General features: G+C 73.0%; 24 protein-coding genes and 2 tRNA genes. 21 read left to right on the plus strand and 5 right to left on the minus strand.

Annotated features, from left to right (window positions below):
* Nucleotides 1–6: 6 nt before the first annotated feature.
* Nucleotides 7–819 carry a DUF72 domain-containing protein gene (locus DEJ23_RS13075; RefSeq protein WP_111240683.1) on the minus strand — a complete coding sequence of 271 codons (813 nt, stop codon included), beginning with the start codon at nt 817–819 and terminating at the stop codon, nt 7–9.
* 103 nt (nt 820–922) lie between these two features.
* Here DEJ23_RS13075 and DEJ23_RS13080 point away from each other — a divergent pair.
* Nucleotides 923–998 (plus strand) — tRNA-Glu (locus DEJ23_RS13080).
* Between the two features lie 58 nt (nt 999–1,056).
* A tRNA-Glu gene (locus tag DEJ23_RS13085) sits at nt 1,057–1,132 on the plus strand.
* A 72-nt stretch (nt 1,133–1,204) separates the two neighbouring features.
* On the opposite strand, the gene DEJ23_RS13090 is transcribed toward DEJ23_RS13085, so the two are convergent.
* Entirely contained in the window at nt 1,205–2,341 is a 1,137-nt protein-coding gene (locus tag DEJ23_RS13090; RefSeq protein WP_111240684.1) for an NAD(P)-binding domain-containing protein, read from the minus strand.
* Nucleotides 2,342–2,443: 102 nt separating this feature from the next.
* On the opposite strand from DEJ23_RS13090, the gene DEJ23_RS13095 reads away from it, so the two are divergent.
* From DEJ23_RS13095 to DEJ23_RS13120, 6 genes are all read left to right on the plus strand, one after another.
* Complete coding sequence (locus DEJ23_RS13095; RefSeq protein ID WP_258375534.1) at nt 2,444–3,982, plus strand: pyridoxal-dependent decarboxylase; 1,539 nt, start codon at nt 2,444–2,446, stop codon at nt 3,980–3,982.
* Entirely contained in the window at nt 3,979–5,373 is a 1,395-nt protein-coding gene (locus DEJ23_RS13100; RefSeq protein WP_111240685.1) for a lysine N(6)-hydroxylase/L-ornithine N(5)-oxygenase family protein, read from the plus strand. Before DEJ23_RS13095 ends, DEJ23_RS13100 begins: the two co-directional genes overlap by 4 nt.
* Nucleotides 5,370–7,706, plus strand: a complete 2,337-nt coding sequence (locus tag DEJ23_RS13105) for a GNAT family N-acetyltransferase (RefSeq protein ID WP_111240686.1) — start codon at nt 5,370–5,372, stop codon at nt 7,704–7,706. The genes DEJ23_RS13100 and DEJ23_RS13105 overlap by 4 nt, the downstream gene beginning before the upstream one ends.
* Before the next feature lie 72 nt (nt 7,707–7,778).
* Nucleotides 7,779–8,225, plus strand: a complete 447-nt coding sequence (locus tag DEJ23_RS13110) for a CrcB family protein (RefSeq protein WP_258375535.1) — start codon at nt 7,779–7,781, stop codon at nt 8,223–8,225.
* Nucleotides 8,222–8,611, plus strand: coding sequence for a fluoride efflux transporter CrcB (crcB, locus tag DEJ23_RS13115; protein WP_111240688.1), 390 nt, complete (start codon nt 8,222–8,224; stop codon nt 8,609–8,611). Before DEJ23_RS13110 ends, crcB begins: the two co-directional genes overlap by 4 nt.
* Nucleotides 8,608–9,213, plus strand: coding sequence for a histidine phosphatase family protein (locus DEJ23_RS13120; RefSeq protein ID WP_111240689.1), 606 nt, complete (start codon nt 8,608–8,610; stop codon nt 9,211–9,213). The genes crcB and DEJ23_RS13120 overlap by 4 nt, the downstream gene beginning before the upstream one ends.
* A 115-nt stretch (nt 9,214–9,328) precedes the next feature.
* On the opposite strand, the gene DEJ23_RS13125 is transcribed toward DEJ23_RS13120, so the two are convergent.
* Nucleotides 9,329–10,396, minus strand: a complete 1,068-nt coding sequence (locus DEJ23_RS13125; protein ID WP_111240690.1) for an FUSC family protein — start codon at nt 10,394–10,396, stop codon at nt 9,329–9,331.
* 208 nt (nt 10,397–10,604) lie between these two features.
* Between DEJ23_RS13125 and leuC the strand changes: the two genes are divergently transcribed.
* From leuC to DEJ23_RS13155, 6 genes are all read left to right on the plus strand, one after another.
* Nucleotides 10,605–12,068, plus strand: coding sequence for a 3-isopropylmalate dehydratase large subunit (gene leuC, locus DEJ23_RS13130; RefSeq protein WP_111240691.1), 1,464 nt, complete (start codon nt 10,605–10,607; stop codon nt 12,066–12,068).
* Nucleotides 12,068–12,664, plus strand: a complete 597-nt coding sequence (gene leuD, locus DEJ23_RS13135) for a 3-isopropylmalate dehydratase small subunit (protein ID WP_111240692.1) — start codon at nt 12,068–12,070, stop codon at nt 12,662–12,664. Before leuC ends, leuD begins: the two co-directional genes overlap by 1 nt.
* Entirely contained in the window at nt 12,665–14,032 is a 1,368-nt protein-coding gene (gene murA, locus DEJ23_RS13140) for a UDP-N-acetylglucosamine 1-carboxyvinyltransferase (RefSeq protein ID WP_111240693.1), read from the plus strand.
* A 4-nt stretch (nt 14,033–14,036) separates the two neighbouring features.
* Nucleotides 14,037–14,885 (plus strand): 1-acyl-sn-glycerol-3-phosphate acyltransferase, encoded by an 849-nt coding sequence (locus DEJ23_RS13145; protein ID WP_258375538.1) that lies wholly within the window; start codon nt 14,037–14,039, stop codon nt 14,883–14,885.
* Between the two features lie 91 nt (nt 14,886–14,976).
* Nucleotides 14,977–15,990, plus strand: coding sequence for an NAD(P)H-dependent glycerol-3-phosphate dehydrogenase (locus tag DEJ23_RS13150; RefSeq protein WP_111240722.1), 1,014 nt, complete (start codon nt 14,977–14,979; stop codon nt 15,988–15,990).
* 32 nt (nt 15,991–16,022) lie between these two features.
* Nucleotides 16,023–17,135, plus strand: coding sequence for a D-alanine--D-alanine ligase family protein (locus DEJ23_RS13155; RefSeq protein ID WP_309147086.1), 1,113 nt, complete (start codon nt 16,023–16,025; stop codon nt 17,133–17,135).
* 52 nt (nt 17,136–17,187) lie between these two features.
* Here DEJ23_RS13155 and DEJ23_RS13160 read toward each other — a convergent pair whose 3' ends face one another.
* A complete protein-coding gene (locus DEJ23_RS13160; RefSeq protein ID WP_111240694.1) occupies nt 17,188–17,673 on the minus strand; it encodes a DUF3515 family protein in 486 nt (161 codons plus the stop codon).
* 34 nt (nt 17,674–17,707) lie between these two features.
* On the opposite strand from DEJ23_RS13160, the gene thiL reads away from it, so the two are divergent.
* A complete protein-coding gene (thiL, locus tag DEJ23_RS13165) occupies nt 17,708–18,694 on the plus strand; it encodes a thiamine-phosphate kinase (RefSeq protein ID WP_111240725.1) in 987 nt (328 codons plus the stop codon).
* Between the two features lie 61 nt (nt 18,695–18,755).
* Here the strand turns inward: thiL and DEJ23_RS13170 are convergent, their stop codons facing one another.
* Complete coding sequence (locus tag DEJ23_RS13170) at nt 18,756–19,316, minus strand: RsmD family RNA methyltransferase (protein ID WP_111240695.1); 561 nt, start codon at nt 19,314–19,316, stop codon at nt 18,756–18,758.
* 166 nt (nt 19,317–19,482) lie between these two features.
* On the opposite strand from DEJ23_RS13170, the gene DEJ23_RS13175 reads away from it, so the two are divergent.
* The 6 genes from DEJ23_RS13175 to mutM all read left to right on the plus strand — a co-directional run bounded on the left by DEJ23_RS13175 (nt 19,483) and on the right by mutM (nt 24,827).
* A complete protein-coding gene (locus DEJ23_RS13175) occupies nt 19,483–21,678 on the plus strand; it encodes an ATP-dependent DNA helicase RecG (RefSeq protein WP_111240726.1) in 2,196 nt (731 codons plus the stop codon).
* A gap of 26 nt (nt 21,679–21,704) precedes the next feature.
* Complete coding sequence (gene coaD, locus DEJ23_RS13180) at nt 21,705–22,199, plus strand: pantetheine-phosphate adenylyltransferase (protein ID WP_111240696.1); 495 nt, start codon at nt 21,705–21,707, stop codon at nt 22,197–22,199.
* 70 nt (nt 22,200–22,269) lie between these two features.
* Entirely contained in the window at nt 22,270–22,833 is a 564-nt protein-coding gene (locus tag DEJ23_RS13185) for a DUF177 domain-containing protein (protein WP_111240697.1), read from the plus strand.
* 42 nt (nt 22,834–22,875) lie between these two features.
* Nucleotides 22,876–23,079, plus strand: a complete 204-nt coding sequence (rpmF, locus tag DEJ23_RS13190) for a 50S ribosomal protein L32 (RefSeq protein ID WP_058728177.1) — start codon at nt 22,876–22,878, stop codon at nt 23,077–23,079.
* A gap of 13 nt (nt 23,080–23,092) precedes the next feature.
* A complete protein-coding gene (gene rnc, locus DEJ23_RS13195) occupies nt 23,093–23,818 on the plus strand; it encodes a ribonuclease III (protein ID WP_258375539.1) in 726 nt (241 codons plus the stop codon).
* Between the two features lie 4 nt (nt 23,819–23,822).
* Nucleotides 23,823–24,827 carry a bifunctional DNA-formamidopyrimidine glycosylase/DNA-(apurinic or apyrimidinic site) lyase gene (mutM, locus tag DEJ23_RS13200; protein WP_111240698.1) on the plus strand — a complete coding sequence of 335 codons (1,005 nt, stop codon included), beginning with the start codon at nt 23,823–23,825 and terminating at the stop codon, nt 24,825–24,827.
* Nucleotides 24,828–24,850: the final 23 nt, after the last annotated feature.

Raw genomic sequence — 24,850 nt, forward strand, 5'->3', positions numbered from 1 at the left:
CGGGGATCAGCCCCCGACGAGCCGCTGCAGTCGTCCGGCGTCCCACGGCGCGTGCTGCTCGGCGTCGTTGTCGAAGAACACCCACACGTCCCGCCCGGCGTCGACGTGCCGCCGCACCGTCCGCGCCCACGCGCCGAGCGCCTGCGGGGAGTACCCGTCGTGGTAGGTCCGCGGTGCCCCGTGCAACCGGAGGTAGGCGAGCGGAGCGCCGGTGTCGACCCGGAACCGCGGGAAGTCGCCCGCGTGCGAGTCCGCCAGCGCGGTCCGGTGCGCACGGAGCACGGCGAGGTGGTCGTCCGACACCGCGCCGGGGTTCCGGACCTCGAGCACGTGGTGGAGCGGACGCGCGGGGTCGTCCGTCGTCGTCGCCGGGTCACGCACCTTGTCGTCGTGCCCGGTCGCGACGGCGGCGGCCTCACCGTGCGTCCGGGGGAGTGCGGCGAGGAACCGGTCGAGGACGGCAGGCGTCGGGACGTCCCGCTCCGGCAGCTGCCAGAGCACCGGTCCGAGCGCTGCGCCGAGCTCCAGCGGACCGGACGCGAAGAAGTTCGCCATCGCGGTACCGGTGTCCCGGAGTCGCAGCATGTGTGTCAGGTACCGACCGCCCTTGAGTGCGAACCGGAACCCCTCCGGGACGGACCGCCGCCACGATCGGTACCGCTCCGGCCGCTGGAGCGCGTAGAAGGAACCGTTGACCTCGACCGTGGGGAAGTGCTCCCCGACGTACCCGAGCCAGAGCCGCTTCGCCAGTCCGGCGGGGTAGAAGTCACCGCGCCACGAGTCGTACTGCCAGCCGGACAGGCCCACGCGGACGGTCATCGACCCACCGTACGCGGGCGCACTCCTCCGCGGCACACCCGGGCGACACGCCCCGTTTTGGCAGTGTGCGAGCGCTGTGCCATACTTATCGGGTTGTCGGAACGGCCCCATCGTATAGCGGCCTAGTACGTCGCCCTCTCACGGCGGTAACGCGGGTTCGAATCCCGCTGGGGTCACCACAGGTGGCTAGCCTCCGAGTCCGACAACGAGTGTGCCCCGCTCTCGAGCGGGGCGTGCGGCCCCATCGTATAGCGGCCTAGTACGTCGCCCTCTCACGGCGGTAACGCGGGTTCGAATCCCGCTGGGGTCACCACACCGCAGAACCCCCGTCGAGCTCCGGCTCGGCGGGGGTTCCGTCGTCTCGGCCGGCCCCGCCTCGACCGCGTCACCGGTCGAGGGGTCCGGGGTGTTCGTCGAGCCAGCGGTCGAGGTCGCGTGCGGCGCTCCGTCCGGCCCGGTTGGCGCCGACCGTCGACTGCGACGGTCCGTAGCCGATCAGGTGCACGCGCGGCTCGCCGACCACCTGCGTGCCGACCACGGGCACGCCGCCGAGCGGACCGCGGAGGCGCATCGGCGCGAGGTGGTCGAGGTCGGCCCGGTAGCCCGTCGCCCACAGCACGACGTCGACGCTCGTGTCCGATCCGTCCGCCTCGACGACACCGTGCGGACGCATCCGCGTGAACATTGGTCGCCGGTCGAGCACGCCGCGGCGTGCGGCGTCGCGTGCGGCGTCGGTCCAGACGAGCCCGGTGTAGGAGACGATGCTCGCCGGAGGGCGCCCGGCCCGGACGTCGGCGGCGACGCGTCGCTCGACGTCGACCCCGTCGACCTCGTGGACGAACCCACCGGGCAGGAAGACGGGCTCCCGACGGGTGTACCAGACCGTCGAGGTGACGAGGCTGATCTCCCCGAGGAGTTGCACGGCCGAGACGCCACCGCCGACGACGGCCACCCGACGTCCGCGGAAGCGCTCGGCGGCTGTGTACCCGCGGCTGTGGAGCTGCTCACCGAGGAACGTCTCGGCGCCGGGGACGTCCGGCACCACCGGGGTGTTCCACGTGCCCGTGGCGTTCACGACCGTCCGGACGCGCCACGAGCCGTGGTCGGTGGTGACGAGGAGTGGGCCGTCGGGGCGGTCGTCGAGCGGTGCGACCGCGTCGACGCGCACGGGGCGCAGCACGGGGAGGTCCTCGTGCGACTCGTACGCGGCGAAGTAGCGGGGGACCGCGGAGTTGGCCGACTCGTCGGCGTCGACCGGCGGCAGGGGCATGCCGGGCAGGTCGTGGATGCCGTTCACCGTCGCCATCCGCAGCGGCGCCCACCGGTGCTGCCAAGCGCCTCCCGGCCGGGGGTTCGCGTCGAGGACCACGACGGTCCGGTCGACACCCGAGGCGGCAGTCCCGCCGGGCTCCCGGAGTGCGCGGAACCCGCGACGCCGCAGGTGGTGCGCTGCCGACAGGCCGGCCTGGCCCGCCCCGACGACGGCGACGGTGGCGGAACCGTCCGGCGTCTGGGTGGTCATCCGGCGAGCGTACCGTCCTCGCAGCGGCCGCCGGGTGGAACGAGCGGTCTTCCCCCGTTCGCGGTTCCGTTCCGGGCCCAAGTGAGGTTAGCCTTGCCTAACGTGAACAGCGATACACCACTGCTCGAGATCCTCACCTCCGACGCCGCCGACCGGTACCGCGTGGTCGTCGGGGGCGCCGTCGACCGGACCGCGGAACGCCTCGCAGGCGTCGTCTCCCCGACCACCGACACCCCTGCTGCGGTCCTCCGGGACCGTGTCGCGGGCGTCGACCTCGACCGGCCGCTCGGCAGCGCGGACGCCGCGCTCGCCGAGGTCGACGACCTCTTCACCGCCGAGGCGGTGTGGTTCCACGACCCCGGGTACCTGGCCCACCTCAACTGCCCGGTCGCGGTCCCCGCGGTCGCCGCCGAGGCCGTCCTCGCCGTCGTGAACCCCTCGGTCGACACCTGGGACCAGTCGCGGATCGGCACCGAGATCGAGCGTCGCGTCGTCCGGTGGGCGGCGGAGACCGTCGGCTTCCCGACGGGCGACGGGATCTTCACCTCCGGCGGGACGCAGTCGAACCTCCACGCCCTGCTGCTGGCCCGGCAGGCCGCGACCTCGGACGGGCGCACGGCGACCCCGGACGGGCGCACGGCGGCCGCGGACGGGCCTGCGGTGGCCTCGACCCGGCGCGTCCCCGTGCTCGACGACCTCGTCGTGCTCGCCACGGCGTCGAGCCACTTCAGCGTGCGGAAGTCCGCCATGCTCCTGGGGCTGCCGGAACGCGCGGTCGTCGACGTCGCCACCGACGCGGCCGGCCGGATGCGCCCGGACGCCCTGGCGCACGCGATCGCGGACGTCCGGCGCGAGGGCCGGACGCCGATGGCCGTCGTCGCGACCGCCGGCACGACCGATCGCGGCTGCATCGACCCGCTCGAGCCGATCGCGGACGTCTGCGACCTCGAGGACGTCTGGCTGCACGTCGACGCGGCGTACGGGTGCGGCCTGCTCGTGTCCCCGACGCGACGCGGCCTGCTCGACGGGATCGAGCGCGCCCGCACGGTGACGGCGGACTTCCACAAGTCGTTCTTCCAGCCGGTGTCGTCGAGTGCCCTCCTCGTGCGCGACCCCGCGGACCTCGGGCTGGCTGCCTGGCACGCGGACTACCTCAACCCCGAGGACGCCGACGAGCCGAACCAGGTCGACAAGTCGCTGCAGACCACCCGGCGGTTCGATGCCCTGAAGCTCTGGACGACGCTCCGCGCGAGCGGGGCGGATGCGATCGGACGGGCGTTCGACACCGTGCTCGACGTCACCGAGCGTGTGCACGACCACGTCGCGGGGCACGCCGACCTGGAGCTCGTCGCACCGACGCAGCTCAGCACGGTGCTGTTCCGGTGGCAGCCCGAGGGGGTGTCCGAGGCCGAGGCGGACGCGCTCGTGGCACCGATCCGCGCGGCGCTCCTCGCCGAGGGACGGGTGCTCGTCGCGAAGACGGTCGTCGACGGCCGGCCGTGCAACAAGCTCACCCTGCTCAACCCCTCCACGAGCGCCGAGCAGGTCGTCTCGGCACTCGACCACGTCGTGGCGACCGCCGAGCGCCTGCACGCGGCCCGCGCCACCCACACGACCTCGACGACGGGAGCGACCCGATGACCACCAGCACCGTCCACGACCTGCTCGCCATCGGCATCGGCCCGTTCAACCTCGGCCTGGCCTGCCTCACCGAACCGCTCGACGACGTCGACGCAGTCTTCCTCGACCAGGCCGACGGCTTCGCGTGGCACCACGGCATGATGCTCGACGACGCCACCATCCAGGTGCCGTTCCTCGCCGACCTCGTGACGATGGCCGACCCGACGTCGAGGTTCTCGTTCCTCGCCTGGCTCAAGGCGACCGGGCGCCTCTACCCCTTCTACATCCGCGAGGACTTCCACCCGCTGCGCGTGGAGTACGACGCCTACTGCCGGTGGGCCGCGGAGCGCCTCGACACCCTGCGGTGGGGTCGCCGGGTCGTCGCGGTCGAGCACGACGAGGACACGGACCTGTTCACGGTGCGCGCCGAGACGGCGCAGGGACCCGAGCAGTACGTCGCCCGGCACGTCGTGCTCGGCATCGGCACCGAACCCAGCGTGCCCGAGGCGCTGCGCAACCTCGACGGTCCGGTCGTGCACTCCGCCGGGTACCTGTCCGCGCGCGAGGACCTCCGCCGCGCCGACTCGATCGCCGTCGTCGGCAGCGGCCAGTCCGCCGCCGAGGTCTACCGCGACCTGCTCGAGGGCATCCGCGACGGCGGGTACCGCCTCGACTGGATCACGCGCTCGCCCCGGTTCTTCCCGATGGAGGACACCAAGCTCACGCTCGAGATGACGAGCCCCGAGTACACGGACCACTTCCACGCCCTGCCGCGCGAGGTCCGCGACCGCCTCGGCCGCGAGCAGCGCGGGCTCTACAAGGGCATCAGCGCCGACCTGGTCGACGAGGTCTACGACGCGCTCTACCGGATCAGCGCGCGCGGTCCGGTGCCGACGACACTCCGCACCGACACGAGCGTCGTCGCCGCCGCGTGGCTGCCCGACCGAGACCGCTTCCGCCTCACGCTCCGGCACGGGCAACTCGGCACCGAGGCGACGCACGAGGTGGCCCGCCTCGTCCTCGCCACCGGGTACCGTCCGCGCACGCCCGACTTCCTCGACCCCGTCGCGCACCTGGTCGCCCGCGACGACCTCGGCCGGCTCGCGGTCGCCCGCGACCTGCACGTCGACACGCTCGGAGGACGCATCTGGGTGCAGAACGCCGAGGAGCACACGCACGGCCTCACCGCGCCGGACCTCGGCATGGGAGCCTGGCGGAACGCGTCGATCATCCGGTCCGTCACGGGGCGCGCCGTGTACGGCCTGGAGGAACGGATCGCCTTCCAGGAGTTCGGCCTGCCCGGTGGGCGGCCGGCTCCCGACCCCACGGCGAGCGCCGACCCGCCGCGTGCGGCGAGCGCCGCCACGGACGCCGCGGGCGTGCCCGCCGCTGCGGCGGAGGTGTCCGCGTGAGCGCCCCGGTGGCCGTCACCGCTCCGGCGGACGCGACCACGGGCCTCCTGTCCGTCCACCCGGTGCACCCGGACCACGACGCCGCCGTCGTGCAGGCGTGGCTCGCGGACGCGGCATCCTCGTGGTGGGAGATGACGGACCACGACGTCGACGCCGTCCGCGCGTACCTGCGCGCCGTGCAGGACGACCCCGCGCAGGCGGGCTGGCTGCTCCGCCGGCACGGCGAGCCGATCGCGTACGCGGAGACGTACGACCCGGCCACCGTGCTGCTCACCGACGTGTGGGACGCCGAGCCAGGGGACGTCGGCATGCACCTGCTGGTCGCACCGCCACCGGCCGACCCGTCCCCGGTCGGCGGCCGCGTGCACGGGCTCACCAGCGCGGTGATACTGACGGTGGTCGAGCACTGCCGCGACGCGCTCGGTGCCCGGCGGGTCGTCGTCGAGCCGGACGTGCGGAACACGGCCGTGCAGCGGAAGAACACCGAGGTCGGGTTCCGGGCGCTGCGTGAGGTCGACGTGGACGGCAAGCGAGCACTGCTGTCCGTGCTCGACACCGAGCGGATCGGCGTGCCGGACGACGACGGACCCGCAGCGCACCTCCGGCCGGAGCACCTTGAGCCGGCGCAGCGACACCTCGTCGCGAAGGCGATCGCCGAGTTCACGCACGAGCGGCTGGTCGCGCCGCGTGCCGACGGTGACGGGTGGGCGCTCGACGCGGGGGACTCGACCTACCGGTTCCGAGCGCGGGTGCACGCGCTCGAGCACTGGACGCTCGACGAGGCCTCGCTGACCCGGACGCGGGCGGGCTCGCCGGCGCCGCTCGACGCGCAGGACCTCGTGCTCGCGCTGCACGACACGCTCGGCATCCCGGACGAGCTCCTCGGCACCTACCTCGAGGAGATCGCCTCCACCCTGGCGAGCGCCGCCGCGAAGGACCGGCGGGGCGGACCGTCCGCGGCGCAGCTCGCCCGCGGCCGATCCGACGGTGACGTGGTCGCGGCGTTCCAGGACGCCGAGGCCGCGATGACCGAGGGACACCCGGCGTTCGTCGCCGCCAACGGTCGCATCGGGTTCGGGCTCGACGAGTACCGCGCCTACGCCCCGGAGTCGGGCGGGCGCTTCCGCTACCGGTGGCTCGCCGCCCGGCGTGAGCACACCCACCTGGCGCTCGCCGGGGACCGCACCGAGCGGCAGCACTGGGACGCCGAACTCGACGCGTCGACCGTCGACCGGTTCCGCGACGTGCTCGAACGGCGGGGGCTCGACCCGTCGGAGTACACCTGGTTCCCGGTGCACCCGTGGCAGTGGCAGCACCGCATCGCCGTGACGTTCGCGCCGGACCTCGGGCGGCAGGACCTCGTCGACCTGGGCGAGGGACCGGACGACCACCAGCCGCAGCAGTCGATCCGGACGGCGTTCAACCGCTCCCGCCCGGAGCGCTCGTACGTCAAGACGGCGCTCGCCGTCCAGAACATGGGGTTCCTCCGGGGCATGTCGCCGGCGTACATGCGGACCGCGCCCGCGGTGAACGACTGGGTCGCCGGACTCGTCGAGGCCGATCCGGTGCTCACCGCTGCCGGGTTCGGGGTGCTCCGGGAACACGCGGCGATCGGCTACACCGGCGACGCGTACCACCGCGTCGACGTGCCCTCGCCGCAGCGCAAGATGCTCGCCGCGCTGTGGCGGGAGAGCCCGGTCCCGCGGTTGCGGACGGGGGAGCGGCCGATCACCATGGCGGCGCTGCTCCACCGGGACGCCCGCGGCCGCTCCGTCGCCGCCGCGCTGGTGGCTCGGTCGGGGCTCGACGCGGCCGAGTGGGTCCGTCGGTACCTCGACGCGTACCTCCGACCCGTCGTGCACTGCCTGACCGAGCACCAGCTGCTGTTCATGCCGCACGGCGAGAACCTCGTGCTCGTCCTGCGTGACGGGGTGGTCTCGCGCGTGTTCATGAAGGACGTCGGGGAGGAGGTCGTGGTCGTCGGGGACGTCGCGGTGCCCGCCGGGATCGAGCGCATCGTGCACCCTGTGGACGACGACGAGGCGGCGCTCGGGGTGTTCACCGACGTCTTCGACGGCGTGCTCCGGTACCTCGCCGCGATCCTGGACGAGGACGGCGTGCTGCCCGCGGCCGCGTTCTGGCGGCTCGTGGGCGCGTGCGTGGACGGTGCGGCCGCGGGTCGTGCCCGGGGGATCGACCTCCGGGCCCCGGACTTCGAGCACTCGTGCCTCAACCGGCTGCAGCTCCGGAACACCCTGCAGATGGTGGACCTGACGGCGCAGACCGACTCGCTCATCCGGGCGGGGCGGATGACGAACCCGATCGCCCGCTGAGGGTCCGCTCACGAACCAGGTCCGCGGGCGGTGGCGGCCACCCCCGCGGACCGGTTGTGCGAGGCTGACGGGGTGACCCGCGCCGACGACCGTCCACCGCACCGCCGCTGGCGGTACCTGGGCCTCGTGGCTGTCGGGGGAACGGTCGGGACCGGTGTCCGGGCAGCGCTCGCCGGGGCGTTCCCCGCCGTCGACGGCATCAGCTGGACGATCCTCGGCATCAACGTCGTCGGTGCGTTCTGCCTCGGTCTGCTCCTGGAGGCCCTCGCGCACGCGGGATCGGACCTCGGCCGGCGTCGGGCGCTCCGCCTGTTCGTCGGGACCGGCGTGCTCGGCGGCTTCACGACCTACTCGACGCTCGCCGACGACACCGCCCGGCTGCTCGACGTCGGCCGCTGGGGAGCCGGCACGGGGTACGCGCTGCTCTCGGTCGTGCTCGGGCTCGCCGCCGCGGCAGCGGGAGCGTGGCTCGCCGCCGCTCGGCGCGCCCGCGGCTCCCGGACGGGAGACGCCCGGTGAACCCGCTCGAGCTCCTGCTGGTCTCCCTCGGAGGCGGTGTCGGCGCTGCCCTGCGCTCCTGGCTCGACGGCGTCGTCAAGTCCTCGGTCCGTGGCACCGCGCTCGGGCGCTTCCCGCTCGGCACGCTCGTCATCAACGTGACGGGGTCCCTCGTGCTCGGGTTCCTCACCGGTCTCGGCGAGACCGGGTCGCTCGGTCCCTCCGTGGTCGCGGTGCTCGCAACGGGCATGATGGGCGGGTACACGACGTTCTCGACGGCGAGCGTCGAGACCGTGCAGCTCCTCCGGACCGGCAAGACCCGGCTCGCCGTCCTGTACGGCCTCGGGATGCTCGTCGTCTCGGTCGGCGCAGCCGCGCTCGGCCTGTACACCGGAAGGAACACATGACCTCGGAACGCCCCGGCGAACTCGTCCTCGTCCGTCACGGAGAGACGGAGTGGTCGAAGAGCGGGCAGCACACCGGCCGCACCGACATCCCGCTCACCGAGAACGGCATCGAGCAGGCGAAGCGCGCCGGCCGGTACCTCGCGGACCGCACCTTCGCGCTCGCGCTCTCGAGCCCGCTGCAGCGCGCTCGGGACACCGCCGAGCTCGTCGGCGTCGACCCGGAGCTCGACGAGGACCTGTACGAGTGGGACTACGGCGCGTACGAGGGCCTGACCACACCCCAGATCAAGGTGCAGCGCCACGGACCGTGGGACCTGTGGACCGACGGCGTGCCGGCGGGGGAGACCCCTGGTGAGAGCGCCGCCGAGGTCCGCGTCCGCGTCGAGCGCGTGCTGAACCGCGTCCGCCCGGTCCTCGCCGAGGGCGACGACGCCATCGTGGTCGCGCACGGCCACGTGCTCCGCGCGCTCGGAGCCGCCTGGATCCGGCTTGCGCCGCAGGACGGCGCCGTGCTCAAGCTCGGCACCGCGACGGTCAGCTCGCTCGGGTACGAGCACGGCCGCCCCGTCATCGACTCCTGGAACGTCGCGCCGCGCGACTGATCCCGCCGCGACACGCAACCCGGGCGGCTCCCCGCAGTGACACCGCACTGCAGGGAGTCGCCCGGGCTGGGTCCTGCGTGGGCGACCCGGACGTCCGCCGACCGTGCGGAGCGCGTCAGACGGTGCGGATCGCGCTCGTGGCACCCAGGGCGCGGCCCCGCCGCCGTTCGATGGCACGGCCCACCACCAGGAGTGCGACGCTCACCAGGGCACCGAGCAGCGTCTGCGCGATCCGGTCGAGGGCGAGGAGCTCCGGCGCCTCCGGCAGGCTGAGCCACGACACCGCCAGCGCGAGCGGTGTGAGGAACAGCAGCGTCACCGCGTAGTGCCGCGCGACGAAGATCTCCGCGAAGAACTGCCCGACGACGGCGATGACGACGATCCACCAGACGCTCGGCTCGAGCAGCAGGATGCCGACGGCGACCACGGTGCCGCCGATCGTCCCGACGAAGCGCTGCACCGCCCGGATGACCGTGTGCCGCTGTCGGATCGCCGGCAGGGTCGAGACCAGGGCGATGACCGCCCAGTACGGGTGTCCGAGCCACGGGACCGTCTCCGCGATCCCACCCGCGACGACCGAACCGACGACGTTGAGGCCGACGGTCTCCCACAGCGCGGGCGTCCGCAGCACCGCGAGCGAGCGGTGCTTCCGCGGCGCGATCGGCCGGAACACGTGCGGGGCGCGCGGGTGCAGGGCGAACCGGATCACCGCACCGGACATGGCGACGAGCCACGCCCACGCGACCGCGCACACGATGATCGTCGCCACCAGCGGCAGGTCGGCGGGCCGGACGGGCACGAGGGCCGACACGCAGAACGCGAACACGGGGAAGATCGGCTGCGCGGGGATCGTCTGCAGCGCACTGAGCGTGCACACGGCGACGACGAGGACGACCACGAGCCCGACACCCTGCAGCCACAGCGGCGACCCGGACAGCGAGACGCCGAGGCCGGCGAACATGCACGCCGCCTGCAGCGCCCCGGCCACGCCCGTGGTGACCATGCGCTGCCGGTACGGCTCGGTCGCGCCGAAGATCGCCGTGAAGCCGGCGAACATGGCGAAGGCCGCGTAGCCCGGCATCCCCAGGGCGACGAGCAACGCCAGCGGGACACCGCCGGCGATCGCGGCGCGTGCGGCGCCCTCGAGGTTGGTGGTCCGGGTCGAGTGCGCAGGCGTCGTCATGTCGCCCCCATCCTCCCACCGCGACAGGTGTCGTCGGCGCACGTCCCGTCGGCCGCACCCACCGCCGGGCGGGAGGCGCGCACCAGCCCCCGCGCCGCGCCTCCCGTCCGTCCCGCACCCCGGACGCGTGTTGGTATACCAACCTGCTAGACTCGCCGGACGAGCCGCGCCAGCGGCACCGCAACGTCGATGAGGAAGGGTCGGGCCGATGGGAAAGACGCTCGCCGAGAAGGTGTGGGACGACCACGTCGTGGTCAAGGGTGAGGACGGGAACCCGGACCTCCTCTACATCGACCTCCACCTCGTGCACGAGGTGACGAGCCCCCAGGCGTTCGACGGCCTGCGCCAGGCCGGCCGCCCGGTCCGCCGCCTCGACCTGACGATCGCGACCGAGGACCACAACACCCCGACCCTCGCGATCGACCGGCCCATCGCGGACCCGACGAGCCGCACCCAGATCGAGACGCTGCGCCGCAACTGCGAGGAGTTCGGCGTCCGGCTGCACTCGCTCGGTGACAAGGAGCAGGGCATCGTCCACGTGGTCGGCCCGCAGCTCGGCCTGACCATGCCCGGCATCACGGTCGTCTGCGGTGACTCCCACACGAGCACCCACGGCGCGTTCGGCGCGATGGCGTTCGGCATCGGCACGAGCGAGGTCGAGCACGTCCTCGCCACCCAGACCCTGCCGCTCAAGCCCTTCAAGACGATGGCGATCACCGTCGAGGGCACCCTGCGCCCGGGGGTCACGGCGAAGGACATCATCCTCGCGGTCATCGCGAAGATCGGCACCGGCGGCGGGCAGGGCTACGTGCTCGAGTACCGCGGCTCGGCGATCCGCTCGCTCTCGATGGAGGGCCGCATGACGATCTGCAACATGTCGATCGAGGCGGGGGCCCGCGCCGGCATGGTCGCCCCGGACCAGACCACCTACGACTACGTCCAGGGCCGCGACCACGCCCCGACGGGCCAGGACTGGGACGACGCCGTCGCGTACTGGGAGACGCTGCGCACCGACGAGGACGCCGTGTTCGACGCCGAGGTCTTCATCGACGCCGACGAGCTCGAGCCCTTCGTCACGTGGGGGACCAACCCCGGTCAGGGCGTGTCGCTCTCCGAGAACGTGCCGTCCCCGTCGGACTACACCGACCCGAACGACCAGGCGGCAGCCCAGCGCGCGCTCGAGTACATGGACCTGGAGGCCGGTACCCCGATGAAGGACATCGCGGTCGACGCGGTGTTCATGGGCTCGTGCACGAACTCGCGCATCGAGGACCTGCGCGCCTTCGCCTCGATCATCCGGGGACGCGAGAAGGCCGACGGTGTGCGCGTCATGGTCGTCCCGGGGTCCGCGCGGGTGCGGCTCGAGGCCGAGGCCGAGGGGCTCGACAAGGTCTTCACGGACTTCGGCGCCGAGTGGCGCTTCGCCGGCTGCTCGATGTGCCTCGGCATGAACCCCGACCAGCTCGCGCCGGGGGAGCGCTGCGCGAGCACCTCGAACCGCAACTTCGAGGGACGCCAGGGCAAGGGCGGTCGGACACACCTCGTCTCCCCGCTGGTCGCCGCCGCGACCGCGGTGCGCGGGACGCTCTCGAGCCCGTGGGACCTGGAGACCGACGACGCGCTGGCCTCCGTGACCGACACCGAGACCGCGACCGCCGAGGGGACCTTCTGATGGACAAGATCACCACCGTCACGGGCATCGCCGCACCGCTCAAGCGGTCGAACGTGGACACCGACCAGATCATCCCCGCGGTCTACCTCAAGCGCGTCACGAAGACCGGCTTCGAGGACGCCCTGTTCGCCGGGTGGCGCCAGGACCCCGAGTTCGTGCTCAACCAGCCCGTCTACCAGGGCGCCCAGGTGCTCGTCGCAGGGCCGGACTTCGGCACCGGGTCCAGCCGCGAGCACGCCGTCTGGGCGCTCCGCGACTTCGGCTTCCGGGTGGTCGTGTCCTCACGCTTCGCGGACATCTTCAAGGGCAACGCGGGCAAGCAGGGCCTGGTCACGGCGATCGTGACCGAATCGGAAGTCGAGCGGCTGTGGGCCGAGATCGAGCGGGACCCGGGAGCGCAGGCGACGGTCGACCTGGTCACCCAGCGCGTGTCGCTCGGCGCGGTGGACGTGCCCTTCGAGATCGACGCTTACACTCGTTGGCGGTTGATGGAAGGGCTCGACGACATCGGGCTCACCCTCCGTGACGAGACCGCGATCACGGAGTTCGAATCCCGCCGCTCCCGATGGCGGCCGAAGACATTGCCGGTGAAGTAAGTGAACTCTCTCGTACAGGACGCAGCAGCCGCAGGGGCCCGCGTGGGCCTCAAGTCGGACGAGATCGTCATCCGGGGCGGCAAGCCGCTCGTGGGGCGCATCGAGGTCCGCGGCGCGAAGAACCTCGCGACCAAGGCGATGGTGGCGTCCCTGCTCGGTGACACCCCGTCGATCCTCAAGGACGTGCCGGACATCTCCGACGTCAAGGTGGTCCGCGGGCTGCTCGAGGTGCACGGCGTGCGCATCACCGATCCTGCACGAGGCGAGCTCATCCTCGACCCGTCGAACGTCGAGTCGGCGCACTTCGCCGAGATCGACGCCCACGCCGGCTCGAGCCGCATCCCGATCCTGTTCTGCGGCCCGCTGCTGCACAAGCTCGGCGAGGCGTTCATCCCCGACCTCGGCGGCTGCCGCATCGGCGACCGTCCGATCGACTTCCACCTCGACGCCCTGCGCGCGATGGGCGCGGTCGTGGACAAGCAGCTGAACGGCATCCACCTGACGGCGCCGAACGGCCTCAAGGGCGCGAAGATCGAGCTGCCGTACCCCAGCGTCGGCGCGACCGAGCAGGTCCTGCTCTCGTCGGTCCTGGCGGAGGGCGTCACCGAGCTGCGCAACGCCGCGATCGAGCCCGAGATCATGGACCTCATCGCGATCCTGCAGAAGATGGGCGCGATCGTCACGGTCGAGCCGAGCCGCACGATCTTCATCGAGGGCGTCGAGTCGCTCCGCGGGTACACCCACCGTGCGATCAACGACCGCAACGAGGCCGCCAGCTGGGCCTCCGCCGCGCTGGCGACGAACGGCGACATCTTCGTCGAGGGCGCCGACCAGCAGGACCTCATGACGTTCCTCAACGTCTTCCGCAAGGTCGGCGGCGGGTTCGACGTCCAGGAGGACGGCATCCGCTTCTACCGCGAGCGCGAGGTCCTGCGCCCGGTCGTCGTCGAGACCGACGTCCACCCCGGCTTCATGACCGACTGGCAGCAGCCGCTCGTCGTCGCGCTGACCCAGGCCGAGGGCACGAGCATCGTGCACGAGACCGTCTACGAGAACCGCTTCGGCTTCACCGACGCGCTGAACGAGATGGGTGCCGACATCATCGTGCACAAGGAGGGGCTGCCCGGCCACGACCGCCGCGTCGCCCGTCGCCCGTTCGAGCAGGCCGCCGTCATCACCGGTCCGACGAAGCTGCACGCGGCAAACGTGCGCGTGCCGGACCTGCGCGGCGGCTTCAGCCACCTCATCGCGGCGCTGACCGCCGAGGGCGAGTCGCACATCACGAACGTCGGCATCATCAGCCGTGGCTACGAGCACTTCATCCCGAAGCTGCGCAAGCTCGGCGCCGACTTCGACTTCGCGGGCTAGGCGCGTGGCTGGCACGGCGAGCGGTGACGGTTCGGCGAGCGGGACGGGGGACGGCCTGGAGGCACGGCGCACCGCCGCCGCGGACGTCACCACGGGCCTCCCGAACCCGGGCCGCCGGTGGCGGCGCGGCGAGCTGAACACCGCCTTCCGCATCACCGCGTCGGTGGTGATCCCGGTCTTCCGCTTCACCGCCCGGTACCACTGGCACGGACCGAAGCGGCTGCCGGAGGGCGGCGCCTTCGTGCTCGCGCCGAACCACTTCACGAACATCGACCCGCTCGTGGTCGGGACGGCCGTCTGGCTGTCCCGACGTGCGCCGCGGTTCCTCGCCAAGGCATCGATCTTCCGGGTGCCGGTGGTCGGCAAGCTCATGGCGGGCATGGGGCAGATCCCCGTCGAGCGCTCCGGTCGCACGCGTCTGAACGACCCGCTCGGCGGCGGGAAGTCCGTCATCGAGCAGGGCGGGGCGATCATCGTCTACCCCGAGGGCACGCTCACCCGCGACCCCGACCTGTGGCCGATGCGCGGGAAGACCGGGGCGGTGCGGATCGCACTCGAGAACGACGTCCCGCTCATCCCGATGGCCCACTGGGGCACGCAGCGGATCATGGCGCGGTACTCGAAGAAGCTCCGGCTGTTCCCGCCGTCGCGGGTCGACGTGATCGTCGGCGACCCGGTCGACCTGTCGGCGTACCGCGGGAAGCCGCTCGACCAGAAGACCCTGCTCGCGGCGACCGACCTGCTCATGCAGCGCATCACCGAACTGCTCGAGGAGCTCCGCGGCGAGCCGGCCCCGGCGACCCGGTGGGACCCCGCCGCGAACAACCAGAAGGAGACCGGGAAGTTTGAGTAGCGACCGCCCGGGCCTGCGCCCGCACGACGACCACCCGGACCCCGCCGTCGCCGCTCCCGGCGCCGTCGACACGGCGGCCATCCGCGTCGTCATGCAGTCCACCGACAAGCCGCGCGTCGCCGTCATCGGCGCGGGCAGCTGGGGGACCACGTTCGCGAAGGTCCTCGCCGAGGGCGGCGCCGACACCGTCGTCTGGGCGCGACGGCCGGAGGTCGCTCGGGAGATCACCGAGACGAAGCGGAACTCGGACTACCTGCCCGGCATCAACCTGCCGCGCACCCTCACCGCGTCGACGTCCCTGTCGGCCGTGCTCGACGGGGCCGAGCAGGTCTACGTCTCGGTGCCGTCGCAGTCGCTGCGGTCGAACCTGTCGGCCATCGCGTCCCTGCTGCCCGAGGGCGTCCCCGTGGTGAGCCTGATGAAGGGCGTCGAGAAGACCACGGGCTTGCGGATGAGCGAGGTCCTGCACGAGGGTCTCGGCATCGACCGCGACCGGATCGCCGTCGCCAGCGGGCCGAACCTCGCCCTCGAGATCGCCCGCCGGCAGCCGACCGCAGCCGTGGTCTCGTCGACCTCCATCGACACCGCGACGGCCGTGGCCGCGGTCGCCACGAACCCGTACTTCCGCTCGTTCACGAACACCGACGTCATCGGCACCGAGTTCGGCGGCGTGCTCAAGAACCTCATCGCGGTGGCCATCGGCATCGTCGACGGGGTCGGCTACGGCGAGAACACGAAGGCGTCGATCATCACCCGCGGCCTGGCCGAGATGACCGACTTCGCGGTGTCGCTCGGCGCGCAGCCCTCGACGCTGGCCGGTCTCGCGGGCCTCGGCGACCTGATCGCCACGTGCCAGTCGCCGCTCTCGCGGAACAACACCGCCGGCCGACTGCTCGGCCAGGGGTACCGGTTCGACGAGGTCGTGCGGCAGATGGACCAGACGGCCGAGGGCCTGGCGTCGGTCGCCCCGATCCTCGAGCTCGCGTCGGCGAACGGCGTCGACATGCCCATCGTCGGTCAGGTGGCCGAGGTCCTCGCCGGTAGGCTCGATCCGCGCAACATCGCGCCGCACCTCACCGAGACCGACGAGCCCCAGGGCGAGTGACCGGTCCGGTCCCGACACACGAGAGGGCCGCCGTGCCGACCATCGCCGAAGGCGCACCCACGACCACGACCACCGTCGCCGTCCTGTTCGGCGGACGGTCGAGCGAGCACGAGATCAGCTGCGTGACCGCCGGCGGGATCATGGACGTGGTCGATCGCTCCGAGTACGAGATCGTCCCGATCGGCATCACGAAGGACGGCGCGTTCACGCTGCAGTCCGACGACCCGGCGCAGTGGACGCTCCGTGACGGCGTGCTGCCCACCGTGCCGGACAACGGCACGCGCGTGGCGTTCCCGACCTCGCCCGCGACCCGCGACCTGGTCGTGTCGCACCCCGACGGCACCGTCACCACGATCGCGGACGTCGACGTCGTGTTCCCGATCCTGCACGGCCCGTTCGGCGAGGACGGCACGGTGCAGGGCATGCTCGAGGTCGCCGGTCTGCCCTACGTCGGGGACGGCGTGCTCGCGAGCGCCCTGGCGATGGACAAGCACACCGCGAAGGCCGTGCTCGAGCACGCCGGGCTGCGGGTCGCGCCCTGGACGACGGTGCTCCGTCGCGAGTGGGCGGCCGACCCCGTCGGGGTCGCCGAGACCGTCGCCGCCCACGGCTGGCCGCTCTTCGTCAAGCCGGCCCGCGCGGGATCGAGCATGGGCGTCTCCCGCGTCGACGAGCCGTCGCAGCTCGGCGCCGCGATGGACCTGGCGTTCGAGCACGACGCGAAGGTCGTCGTCGAGCCGCGGATCGTCGGGCGCGAGGTCGAGGTCGCGGTGCTCGAGGGTCGGGACGGGGTCCCGCGCACGAGCCTGCCCGGCGAGATCGTCGTCCCCGAGGACGGCTTCTACGACTTCGCCTCGAAGTACCTCGGTGGCGACGAGGCGCTGCTGTGCCCCGCCCCGCTCACCGACGACGAGACCGAGGCGATCCGGTCGATCGGAGCCCGCGCCTTCGAGGCCATCGGCGGCGCCGGGCTCGCCCGCGTCGACTGCTTCCTGACCGACGACGGCTTCGTCGTCAACGAGGTCAACACGATGCCGGGCTTCACGCCGCTGTCCATGTACCCCCGCTGCTGGGCGGCGTCCGGGGTGTCCTACGGGGAGCTCGTGACGGAGCTCATCGAGTTGGGACGCGCCGCCGAGCGCTGAGCCGTGCGGGCCGGCCGGTGCGGGCAGGCGCGGACCGCTGCGCGGCCGGGTGTCAGCCCTGCACGTCCGCGGGGTCGAGGCACGCGTGCCCGTCCTCAGGCAGCGTCGAGACCACGTCGGACAGGTCCTGCACGACCTGGTTGGTGGTCCTCGTCGAGTCGATGACGACCTGCACCGCGGGCGACCGGCCGAACGTCGTGTAGACGACGCGGTCGCCGCGGTCGTCGCGGATCCAGTCGACACCGCCCTGACTGAAGCACGGCAGGTCGGACACGGTCGGCACCGCGACGCCGCAGCGGTAGAGCGCCGCGGCCGGGTCCCCCCAGGCCGCCGTCGACTGCGCGTCGGTGTTCCGCAGCTGCAGGTCGTTGCCGACCACCGCGGGCAGCCGGACCTGCACGGCCGCGCACTCGACGGCGTCGGCCGACGGCGCGGGAGCCATCGCGACGGCGTTGGTGCAGCCCGTCAGCCCGGCGGCGAGTGCGGCGGCGACACCCGCGATCGCGGTCCAGCGGAGGGGGCGGCGCACGGTGTCCATCGACGTCCAGGCTACCGTTGCGCGTGTGGACGAGATGCACGACGCCTGGGCCGGACCGACCGTGGGCGAGACCGGCGAGCTCGCGGTCCTCGACCGCATCGTCCGTCGGCTGCCCTCCGGCGCGCCGGTGCTCGGCCCCGGCGACGACTGCGCCGTCGTCGCCGCTCCGGACGGCCGCTTCGTCGTGACGACCGACATGATGGTCCACGGCCCGGACTTCCGGTGGGCGTGGTCGTCGCCGTCGGACGTGGGCTGGAAGGCCGCGGCGACGAACCTGTCCGACGTCGCCGCGATGGGCGCGGAGCCGACCGGGCTCGTGATCGCCCTCGCGGCGCCCCCGGACACCCCCGTGGCGGTGCTCGAGGCCTTCGCCGACGGGGTCAGCGACGCGGTGGACGCCCTGGCACCCGGATGTGGCGTGGTCGGTGGCGACCTGTCCACCTCCGCGACCTTCACGGTCTCGGTGACCGCGTTCGGCGACCTCGGGGGGCGCCGGCCCGTGCTCCGGTCCGGTGCCCGCGTCGGCGACGTGCTCGCGGTCTCCGGGGAGCTCGGCCGAGCGGCGCGCGGGCTCGCCCGGCTGTTCCGCGACGGGGTCGACGAACACGGTGAGCCCTCGCGGGCGGCGACGGCAGCGAGCGGCGCGGACGCCGATCCGGACGTGGACCGGCAGCGTCGGCCGGTGCCCCCGATCGCCGACGGTCCGACCGCAGCCGACGCGGGCGCCACCGCGATGCTCGACCTGTCGGACGGCCTCGCGATCGACGCCGGGCGACTGGCCCGCGCCAGCCGGGTGTCGCTCGCGCTCGACGACGTCCCGCCCCTGGACACGCTGGCCCTGCACGGCGGCGAGGACCACGGCCTGCTCGCCACCTTCCCGCCCGGTACGGCGCTGCCCGGCGGCTTCCGCCGGATCGGCGAGGTGCTCGAGCGCCTCGACGCCGACCTGGTCCGCGGTGGCGAGCCGGTCCCGACGACCGGCTGGGACCCCTACGCCGACTGGGACGGCGCCGCGGGCTGACCGCCGGACGTGCGTCACGCCTCCCGGCCGTCGTGCGACGCGACCGGGACCCCACCCGCGCTCAGGAGGGGGTGACCGCCTCCCACGCCACGGTCTCGCCGTAGCTGCGCTTGCTGAACGGCTCGAGCCCGACCGGCCACGTCGGCTCCGGGGACCGCTTGCTCCGCTCGACCACGACGACGGCACCCGCCGTGAGCCGTGGCACGAGTGCCTCGAGCACGTCCGCGACCTCCTGCTCGGCGACGTCGTACGGCGGGTCGATGAAGGCCAGGTCGAAGGTCCGCACCGTGTTCCGCAGGTAGCCGAGCGCCGGCTGCGGCTGGACGTCGATGCGCACCCCGGGGACCCGCTGCTGCACCGCCTTCGCGTTCGCGCGACAGGCCTGCGCGGCCGCCGCCGCCCGGTCGACCAGGACGACCTCGACGGCGCCGCGCGACGCCGCCTCGAGCCCGAGCGCACCCGTCCCCGCGTACAGGTCGGCGACGGCGGCGTCGTCGACCAGCCCGCGTGCCTCGAGCGACGAGAAGAGGGCCTCGCGGACACGGTCGCTCGTCGGCCGGGTGCCGGACCTCGGCACCCGGAGCGCGGTGGAACCGGCGGCGCCGGCGATGATGCGGGTCATGCAGCCACCGTAGCGGCGCAGGCGCCGTCCACAGGCCTGCTGCGCGACCCGCTGTCCTCGGCCGGTCCGGTCCACAGGCCGGCCGGGAGGCACCCGGTGCGTCGGACGCGCCCGGTACCGTGGTCGCGTGGTCACCTCCGACGCCCCCGACACCGCGGCCCCGCCGGTGCGGCCCGACCTCGGTCCCGCGCCCCTCGACGCCCGCCTGGGCGGCGTGCTCGGTGGGCGGACGGCGAACGCCGTGGAGAAGGCGTTCGGGTACCGCACCGTGGGCGAGTTCCTCGAGCACGCGCCCCGGCGCTACGCCGAGCGCGGGGCGCTGACGGCGCTCGACTCGCTCGCGATCGGCGAGTCGGTGACGATCGTGGCCGAGGTGATCGACGTCCGCGAGCGGACCATGCGGGCCCGTCGCGGCTCGATCCTCGAAGCGAAGATCGGCGACGGCAAGGGCCTGCTCACGCTGACGTTCTTCAACCAGGGCTGGCGGACGAAGGACCTGGTCCCCGGTGCCCGCGGGATCTTCGCCGGCAAGGTCAGCGACTACCGCGGCGCCCGGCAGCTGGCCCACCCCGACTACGAGCTCTTCGACCGCGACGACCCGCGGGCCACCGCCGACCCCGAGGACGAAGAGGCGATCCGCTGGTCACGCCAGCCGATCCCGATCTACCCGGCGACGGCGTCGCTCACCTCGTGGCAGATCGCGAAGGCGATCGCGGTCGTGCTCGACACCCTGCCCGACCTGCCGGACCCGATCCCGGCCTCGGTCCGGACCCGACTCGGCTTGGTCCCGTTCCGGCGCGCGCTCGAGCTCCTGCACCGTCCGGAGAAGGTGGCCGACTTCAAGCGCGCGCAGGACGCGCTCCGGTACCGCGAGGCGTTCGTGCTGCAGACCGCGCTGGTGCAGCGGCGCATCGCCGCCCGTGCGACGGCGGCGACCCCGCGGTCCGCGTCCGCAGGCGGGATCCTCGAGCGGTTCGACGCCGCGCTGCCGTTCACCCTGACGGACGACCAGCAGGCCGTCGGGGCCGAGATCGCGCACGACCTGGCCGGGGACTGGCCGATGCACCGGCTCGTGCAGGGCGAGGTCGGCTCCGGCAAGACCCTCGTGGCGATCCGGGCGATGCTGACCGTCGCCGAGTCCGGCGGGCAGTCGGCGCTCATCGCCCCGACCGAGGTGCTCGCCGCACAGCACCTCCGCTCGATCGTGAAGTTCCTCGGTCCCGACCTGGCGGCGGAGCTCCGGCCGGTCATCCTCACCGGGTCGCAGTCGACCGACGAACGCCGACGAGCCCTGCTCGCGGCGGCGTCCGGCAGCTCGCGGCTCGTCGTCGGCACGCACGCACTCCTCGGCGACCGGGTGGACTTCGCCGAGCTCGGTCTGGTCGTGGTCGACGAGCAGCACCGCTTCGGGGTCGAGCAGCGCGAGGCCCTGCGCACCAAGGGCGCAGCACCGCCGCACGTGCTCGTCCTCACCGCGACGCCGATCCCCCGCACGGTCGCGATGACCGTCTTCGGCGACCTCGACGTCTCGACGATCACCGGGCTGCCGTCCGGCCGTGCGGGGGTCGAGACCTTCGCCGTCGGGCTCGCCGAGCACCCCGGGTGGGAGGGTCGCATCTGGACCCGGATGGCGGAGGAACTCGCCGCCGGCCGACAGGCGTTCGTCGTCTGTCCCGCGATCGACGACGCCCACGCCGAGGACGACGGCGGCCCCGAGGCGGCGGCCGACGACGACACCCCGGCGCGTGCCCCGACGACGGTCCTCGCGACGGCCGAGCGGATGCGGGCGATGCCGGTGCTGCAGGACCGCCGCATCGAGGTGCTGCACGGGCGGATGACGGCGGAGGAGAAGGACCGCGTGATGACCGCCTTCGCCGCGGGCGACGTCGACGTCCTCGTCGCCACGACGGTGATCGAGGTCGGTGTCGACGTGCCGAACGCGTCGATGATGGCGGTGCTCGACGCCGACCGGTTCGGCGTCTCCCAGTTGCACCAGCTCCGGGGCCGCATCGGCCGCGGGCAGTACGCGGGCGTCTGCCTCCTCGTCACCGCGGCCGAGCAGGAGACGACCGCGCGCGAACGGGTCGACGCGGTCGCGGCGTCGGACGACGGCTTCGAACTCGCGCGCGTGGACCTCGAGCTCCGGCGCGAGGGCGACGTCCTCGGCGAGCGGCAGTCGGGTGGCCGGTCGTCGCTCAACCTGCTGCGGGTCGTCGAGCACGCCGACCTCATCGTGGACGCCCGGGGCGAGGCCGAGCGGGTGCTCGGACCGGACCCCGAGCTGCGGGACCACCCGGCCCTGCGTGAGGCCCTGGCCCGACGCCTCGACGAGTCGGACGCCGCGTTCCTCGGCAAGAACTGACGAGCGGTCCCGGTAGCGTGACGGGCATGGCACAGATCGCGGTCGTCCCCGGCTCCTTCGACCCCGTCACGCTCGGGCACCTCGACGTCATCGGCCGCGCTGCCCGGCTGTTCGACGAGGTGCACGTGCTCGTCGTGCACAACCCCGACAAGCAGCCCGCCATGTTCGCCGCGGCCGACCGGGTGCGGCTCATCGAGCGGTCCCTGACCGAGACCGGCGTGCCCGACACGGTGCGGGTGGGGGAGTGGACGTCCGGTCTGCTCGTGGACTACTGCCGCCAGGTCGGAGCAGGGGTGCTCGTCAAGGGGGTCCGCTCGGGCGAGGACGTCGCCTACGAGACGCCCATGGCGATCATGAACCGGCACCTGGCCGACGTCGAGACGGTGTTCCTGCTGCCGGAGGCGTCGCGGGCCCACGTCTCGAGCTCGCTCATCCGCCAGGTCGCCACCCTCCGCGGCGACGTGACGCCCTACGTGCCGCGGGTCGTCGCCGACGCGCTCGCGGAGCACCTCGGGCGCTGACACGCCGCGTCCGGAGCGTCCTCGACGTCCGGGCAGGATCGCGCTAGGCTTGACGATCGTGTCTTCCCCCGTGAACAGCCCCTACGCCCTGCGTGTGCGCGATCTCGCGCACCGTCCGGGCGAGATGCGCGAGCACTCGCTCGACATCGAGGTGCCGGACGCGATGGGCGCCGGCGTGATCGCCGTGCGCGAGGGCTCGACGCTCCACCTGGACGTCAAGCTCGAGGGCCTGCACGAGGGCGTCCTCGTGTCCGGCCACGCGTCGGCCGAGGCCACGGGGGAGTGCTCGCGATGCCTCATCGACATCAGCGAACCTGTCGAGGTCGATTTCGCCGAGCTGTTCGCGTATGATGCCTCGGAGGATTTCGACTTCTTCGTTCACGATGACCACGTGGATTGTGAACCGGTCGTTCGAGATGCGGTGGTGCTGTCGCTGCCGTTCCAGCCGGTCTGCCGACCGGACTGCCCCGGCCTCGACCCCGTGACGGGCGAGCGGCTGGCTGACATCGGCGAGCGTCACGCTCCCGAGGTCCTGGACCCGCGCTGGGCCGCCCTGAGCGGTTTCCAGGGCGCCGGCGACGACACCGACGACACCCCCACCCAGAGCCCCGAGGGCGACGGCCGCACGGCCTGACGCTCCTCGCCCTGACCACCGACCAACCGAAAGAGAACCACCATGGCCGTTCCCAAGCGCAAGCAGTCCCGTGCCAACACGCACGCCCGTCGTTCGCAGTGGAAGGCCGCGCCGGTCCAGCTCGTGAAGACGATCGAGAACGGCAAGGTCACCTACAGCCTCCCGCACCGCGCGAAGGTCGTCGAGGACTCGGCCGGCACCGCCCTGTACATGGAGTACAAGGGCCGCAAGGTCGCCGACGTCTGATCGGACACCGCACATGACAGCGACGTCCGGCGCCGCGGGGTCCCGCCCCGTGGGGCCGGACGTCGTTCGTCTGCAGGGCATCCTCGGGGTCGACATCGACCCCGAGCTGCTCCAGCTCGCCCTGACCCACCGCTCGTACGCGTACGAGCACGGTGGCATCGGGCACAACGAACGCCTCGAGTTCCTCGGGGACTCCATCCTCGGCCAGGCCGTGACCGTGAAGCTCTTCCGGTCCTTCCCCGACCTCGACGAGGGCGAGCTCGCCAAGCGGCGTGCCAGCCTCGTCTCGACGGTCGCCCTGGCCGAGATCGCCCGCATCATCGGGCTCGGCTCCTACCTCCGCCTCGGCAAGGGCGAGGAGCAGACGGGCGGACGCGACAAGGCGTCGATCCTGGCCGACACGGTCGAGGCCGTCATCGGCGCGACGTACCTGTCCGCCGGCCCCGACGACGCGACCGCGCTCGTGCTGCGCCTGGTCGAGCCGCTGCTGGTCGATCCCGACCGCTTCGGCGCCGCGATGGACCCGAAGACGAGCCTGCAGGAGCTCGCCGCGAGCCTGTCGCTCGGCAACCCGGCCTACCGGGTGACCGAGGAGGGTCCGGACCACGACAAGACGTTCCACGCCACGGTCGTGCTCCAGGGCGGGGACGTCGCGACGGGCTCCGGCTCGAGCAAGAAGACCGCCGAGATGGCCGCCGCGCTCGAAGCGTGGACGCGGTTGTCCGGCCGGGCGGCCTGACCGGATGCCCGAACTCCCCGAGGTCGAGGTGGTCCGCGCGGGCCTCGAGCCCGCCGTCACCGGTGCCCGGGTGCTGCACGTCAACGTCGTCGACGGCCGGGCGCTCACCCGGCACGACGGTCCCGCCGAGGACTTCGTCGAGCGGCTGACCGGCCGGACGATCGCCGCCGCGGTGCGTCGCGGCAAGTTCATGTGGTTCCCCCTGGTGAGCGACGGCAGCGACGGCAGCGTCGGCAGCGACGGCAGCGTCGGCAGCTCGCGCCCCGAGGCGCTCGTCGCCCACCTCGGCATGAGCGGCCAGGTGCTGCTCGGCCGCGGGCGTGAGGCCGCGAGGCACCGGCGCATCCTCATCGACGTGCAGCCGTCGGGCACCGACCGGGGCGGACGCGGCGAGCAACCGGTCGAGCTCGAGTTCGTCGACCAACGCACCTTCGGCTCGATGGCGATCGACACGATGGTGCCGACCGTCGACGGTGCTCCGGCCGGGTCCGCCGGTGCGGCGGACACCCGCGACCCGGGGGCCGTGTGGCGCCGGAGCATCCCGACGCAGGTCTCGCACATCGCGCGGGACCCGCTCGACCCGGCGTTCGACGACGACCGCTTCGTCGCGATGGCGCGGAAGCGCTCGAGCGGCATCAAGCGCGTCCTGCTCGACCAGGGCGTCGTGAGCGGCATCGGCAACATCTACGCCGACGAGTCGCTCTGGGCGGCGAAGCTGCACTTCGACCGACCGGCGGACCGCCTGCCCCGCGCCGACCTGCACCGGCTGCTCGCCGAGGTCCGCAGTGTGCTCCGGCGTGCGCTCGAGGACGGCGGGACGAGCTTCGACGCGCAGTACGTCAACGTGAACGGGCAGTCCGGGTACTTCTCGCAGCGTCTCGCCGTGTACGGCCAGCAGGGCAAGCCCTGTCCGCGCTGTGGCACGACGATCGTGCGCGAGGCCTTCATGAACCGGTCGAGCCACCGCTGCCCCGTGTGCCAGCCCGCTCCGCGCCAGCGCAGGCGTTAGCCTGACGCGCAGCAGCACGCGCA

It is taken from the genome of Curtobacterium sp. MCSS17_008 (assembly GCF_003234185.1).
GTDB lineage: Bacteria > Actinomycetota > Actinomycetes > Actinomycetales > Microbacteriaceae > Curtobacterium.

Coding starts and splice junctions, on each gene's coding strand:
- DEJ23_RS13075 (WP_111240683.1), bottom strand. CDS start 819: ATGACCGTCCGCGTGGGCCTGTCCGGCTGGCAGTACGACTCGTGGCGC.
- DEJ23_RS13090 (WP_111240684.1), bottom strand. CDS start 2,341: ATGACCACCCAGACGCCGGACGGTTCCGCCACCGTCGCCGTCGTCGGG.
- DEJ23_RS13100 (WP_111240685.1), top strand. CDS start 3,979: ATGACCACCAGCACCGTCCACGACCTGCTCGCCATCGGCATCGGCCCG.
- DEJ23_RS13120 (WP_111240689.1), top strand. CDS start 8,608: ATGACCTCGGAACGCCCCGGCGAACTCGTCCTCGTCCGTCACGGAGAG.
- DEJ23_RS13125 (WP_111240690.1), bottom strand. CDS start 10,396: ATGACGACGCCTGCGCACTCGACCCGGACCACCAACCTCGAGGGCGCC.
- leuC (WP_111240691.1), top strand. CDS start 10,605: ATGGGAAAGACGCTCGCCGAGAAGGTGTGGGACGACCACGTCGTGGTC.
- leuD (WP_111240692.1), top strand. CDS start 12,068: ATGGACAAGATCACCACCGTCACGGGCATCGCCGCACCGCTCAAGCGG.
- DEJ23_RS13150 (WP_111240722.1), top strand. CDS start 14,977: ATGCAGTCCACCGACAAGCCGCGCGTCGCCGTCATCGGCGCGGGCAGC.
- DEJ23_RS13160 (WP_111240694.1), bottom strand. CDS start 17,673: ATGGACACCGTGCGCCGCCCCCTCCGCTGGACCGCGATCGCGGGTGTC.
- thiL (WP_111240725.1), top strand. CDS start 17,708: ATGCACGACGCCTGGGCCGGACCGACCGTGGGCGAGACCGGCGAGCTC.
- DEJ23_RS13170 (WP_111240695.1), bottom strand. CDS start 19,316: ATGACCCGCATCATCGCCGGCGCCGCCGGTTCCACCGCGCTCCGGGTG.
- coaD (WP_111240696.1), top strand. CDS start 21,705: ATGGCACAGATCGCGGTCGTCCCCGGCTCCTTCGACCCCGTCACGCTC.
- rpmF (WP_058728177.1), top strand. CDS start 22,876: ATGGCCGTTCCCAAGCGCAAGCAGTCCCGTGCCAACACGCACGCCCGT.
- rnc (WP_258375539.1), top strand. CDS start 23,093: ATGACAGCGACGTCCGGCGCCGCGGGGTCCCGCCCCGTGGGGCCGGAC.
- mutM (WP_111240698.1), top strand. CDS start 23,823: ATGCCCGAACTCCCCGAGGTCGAGGTGGTCCGCGCGGGCCTCGAGCCC.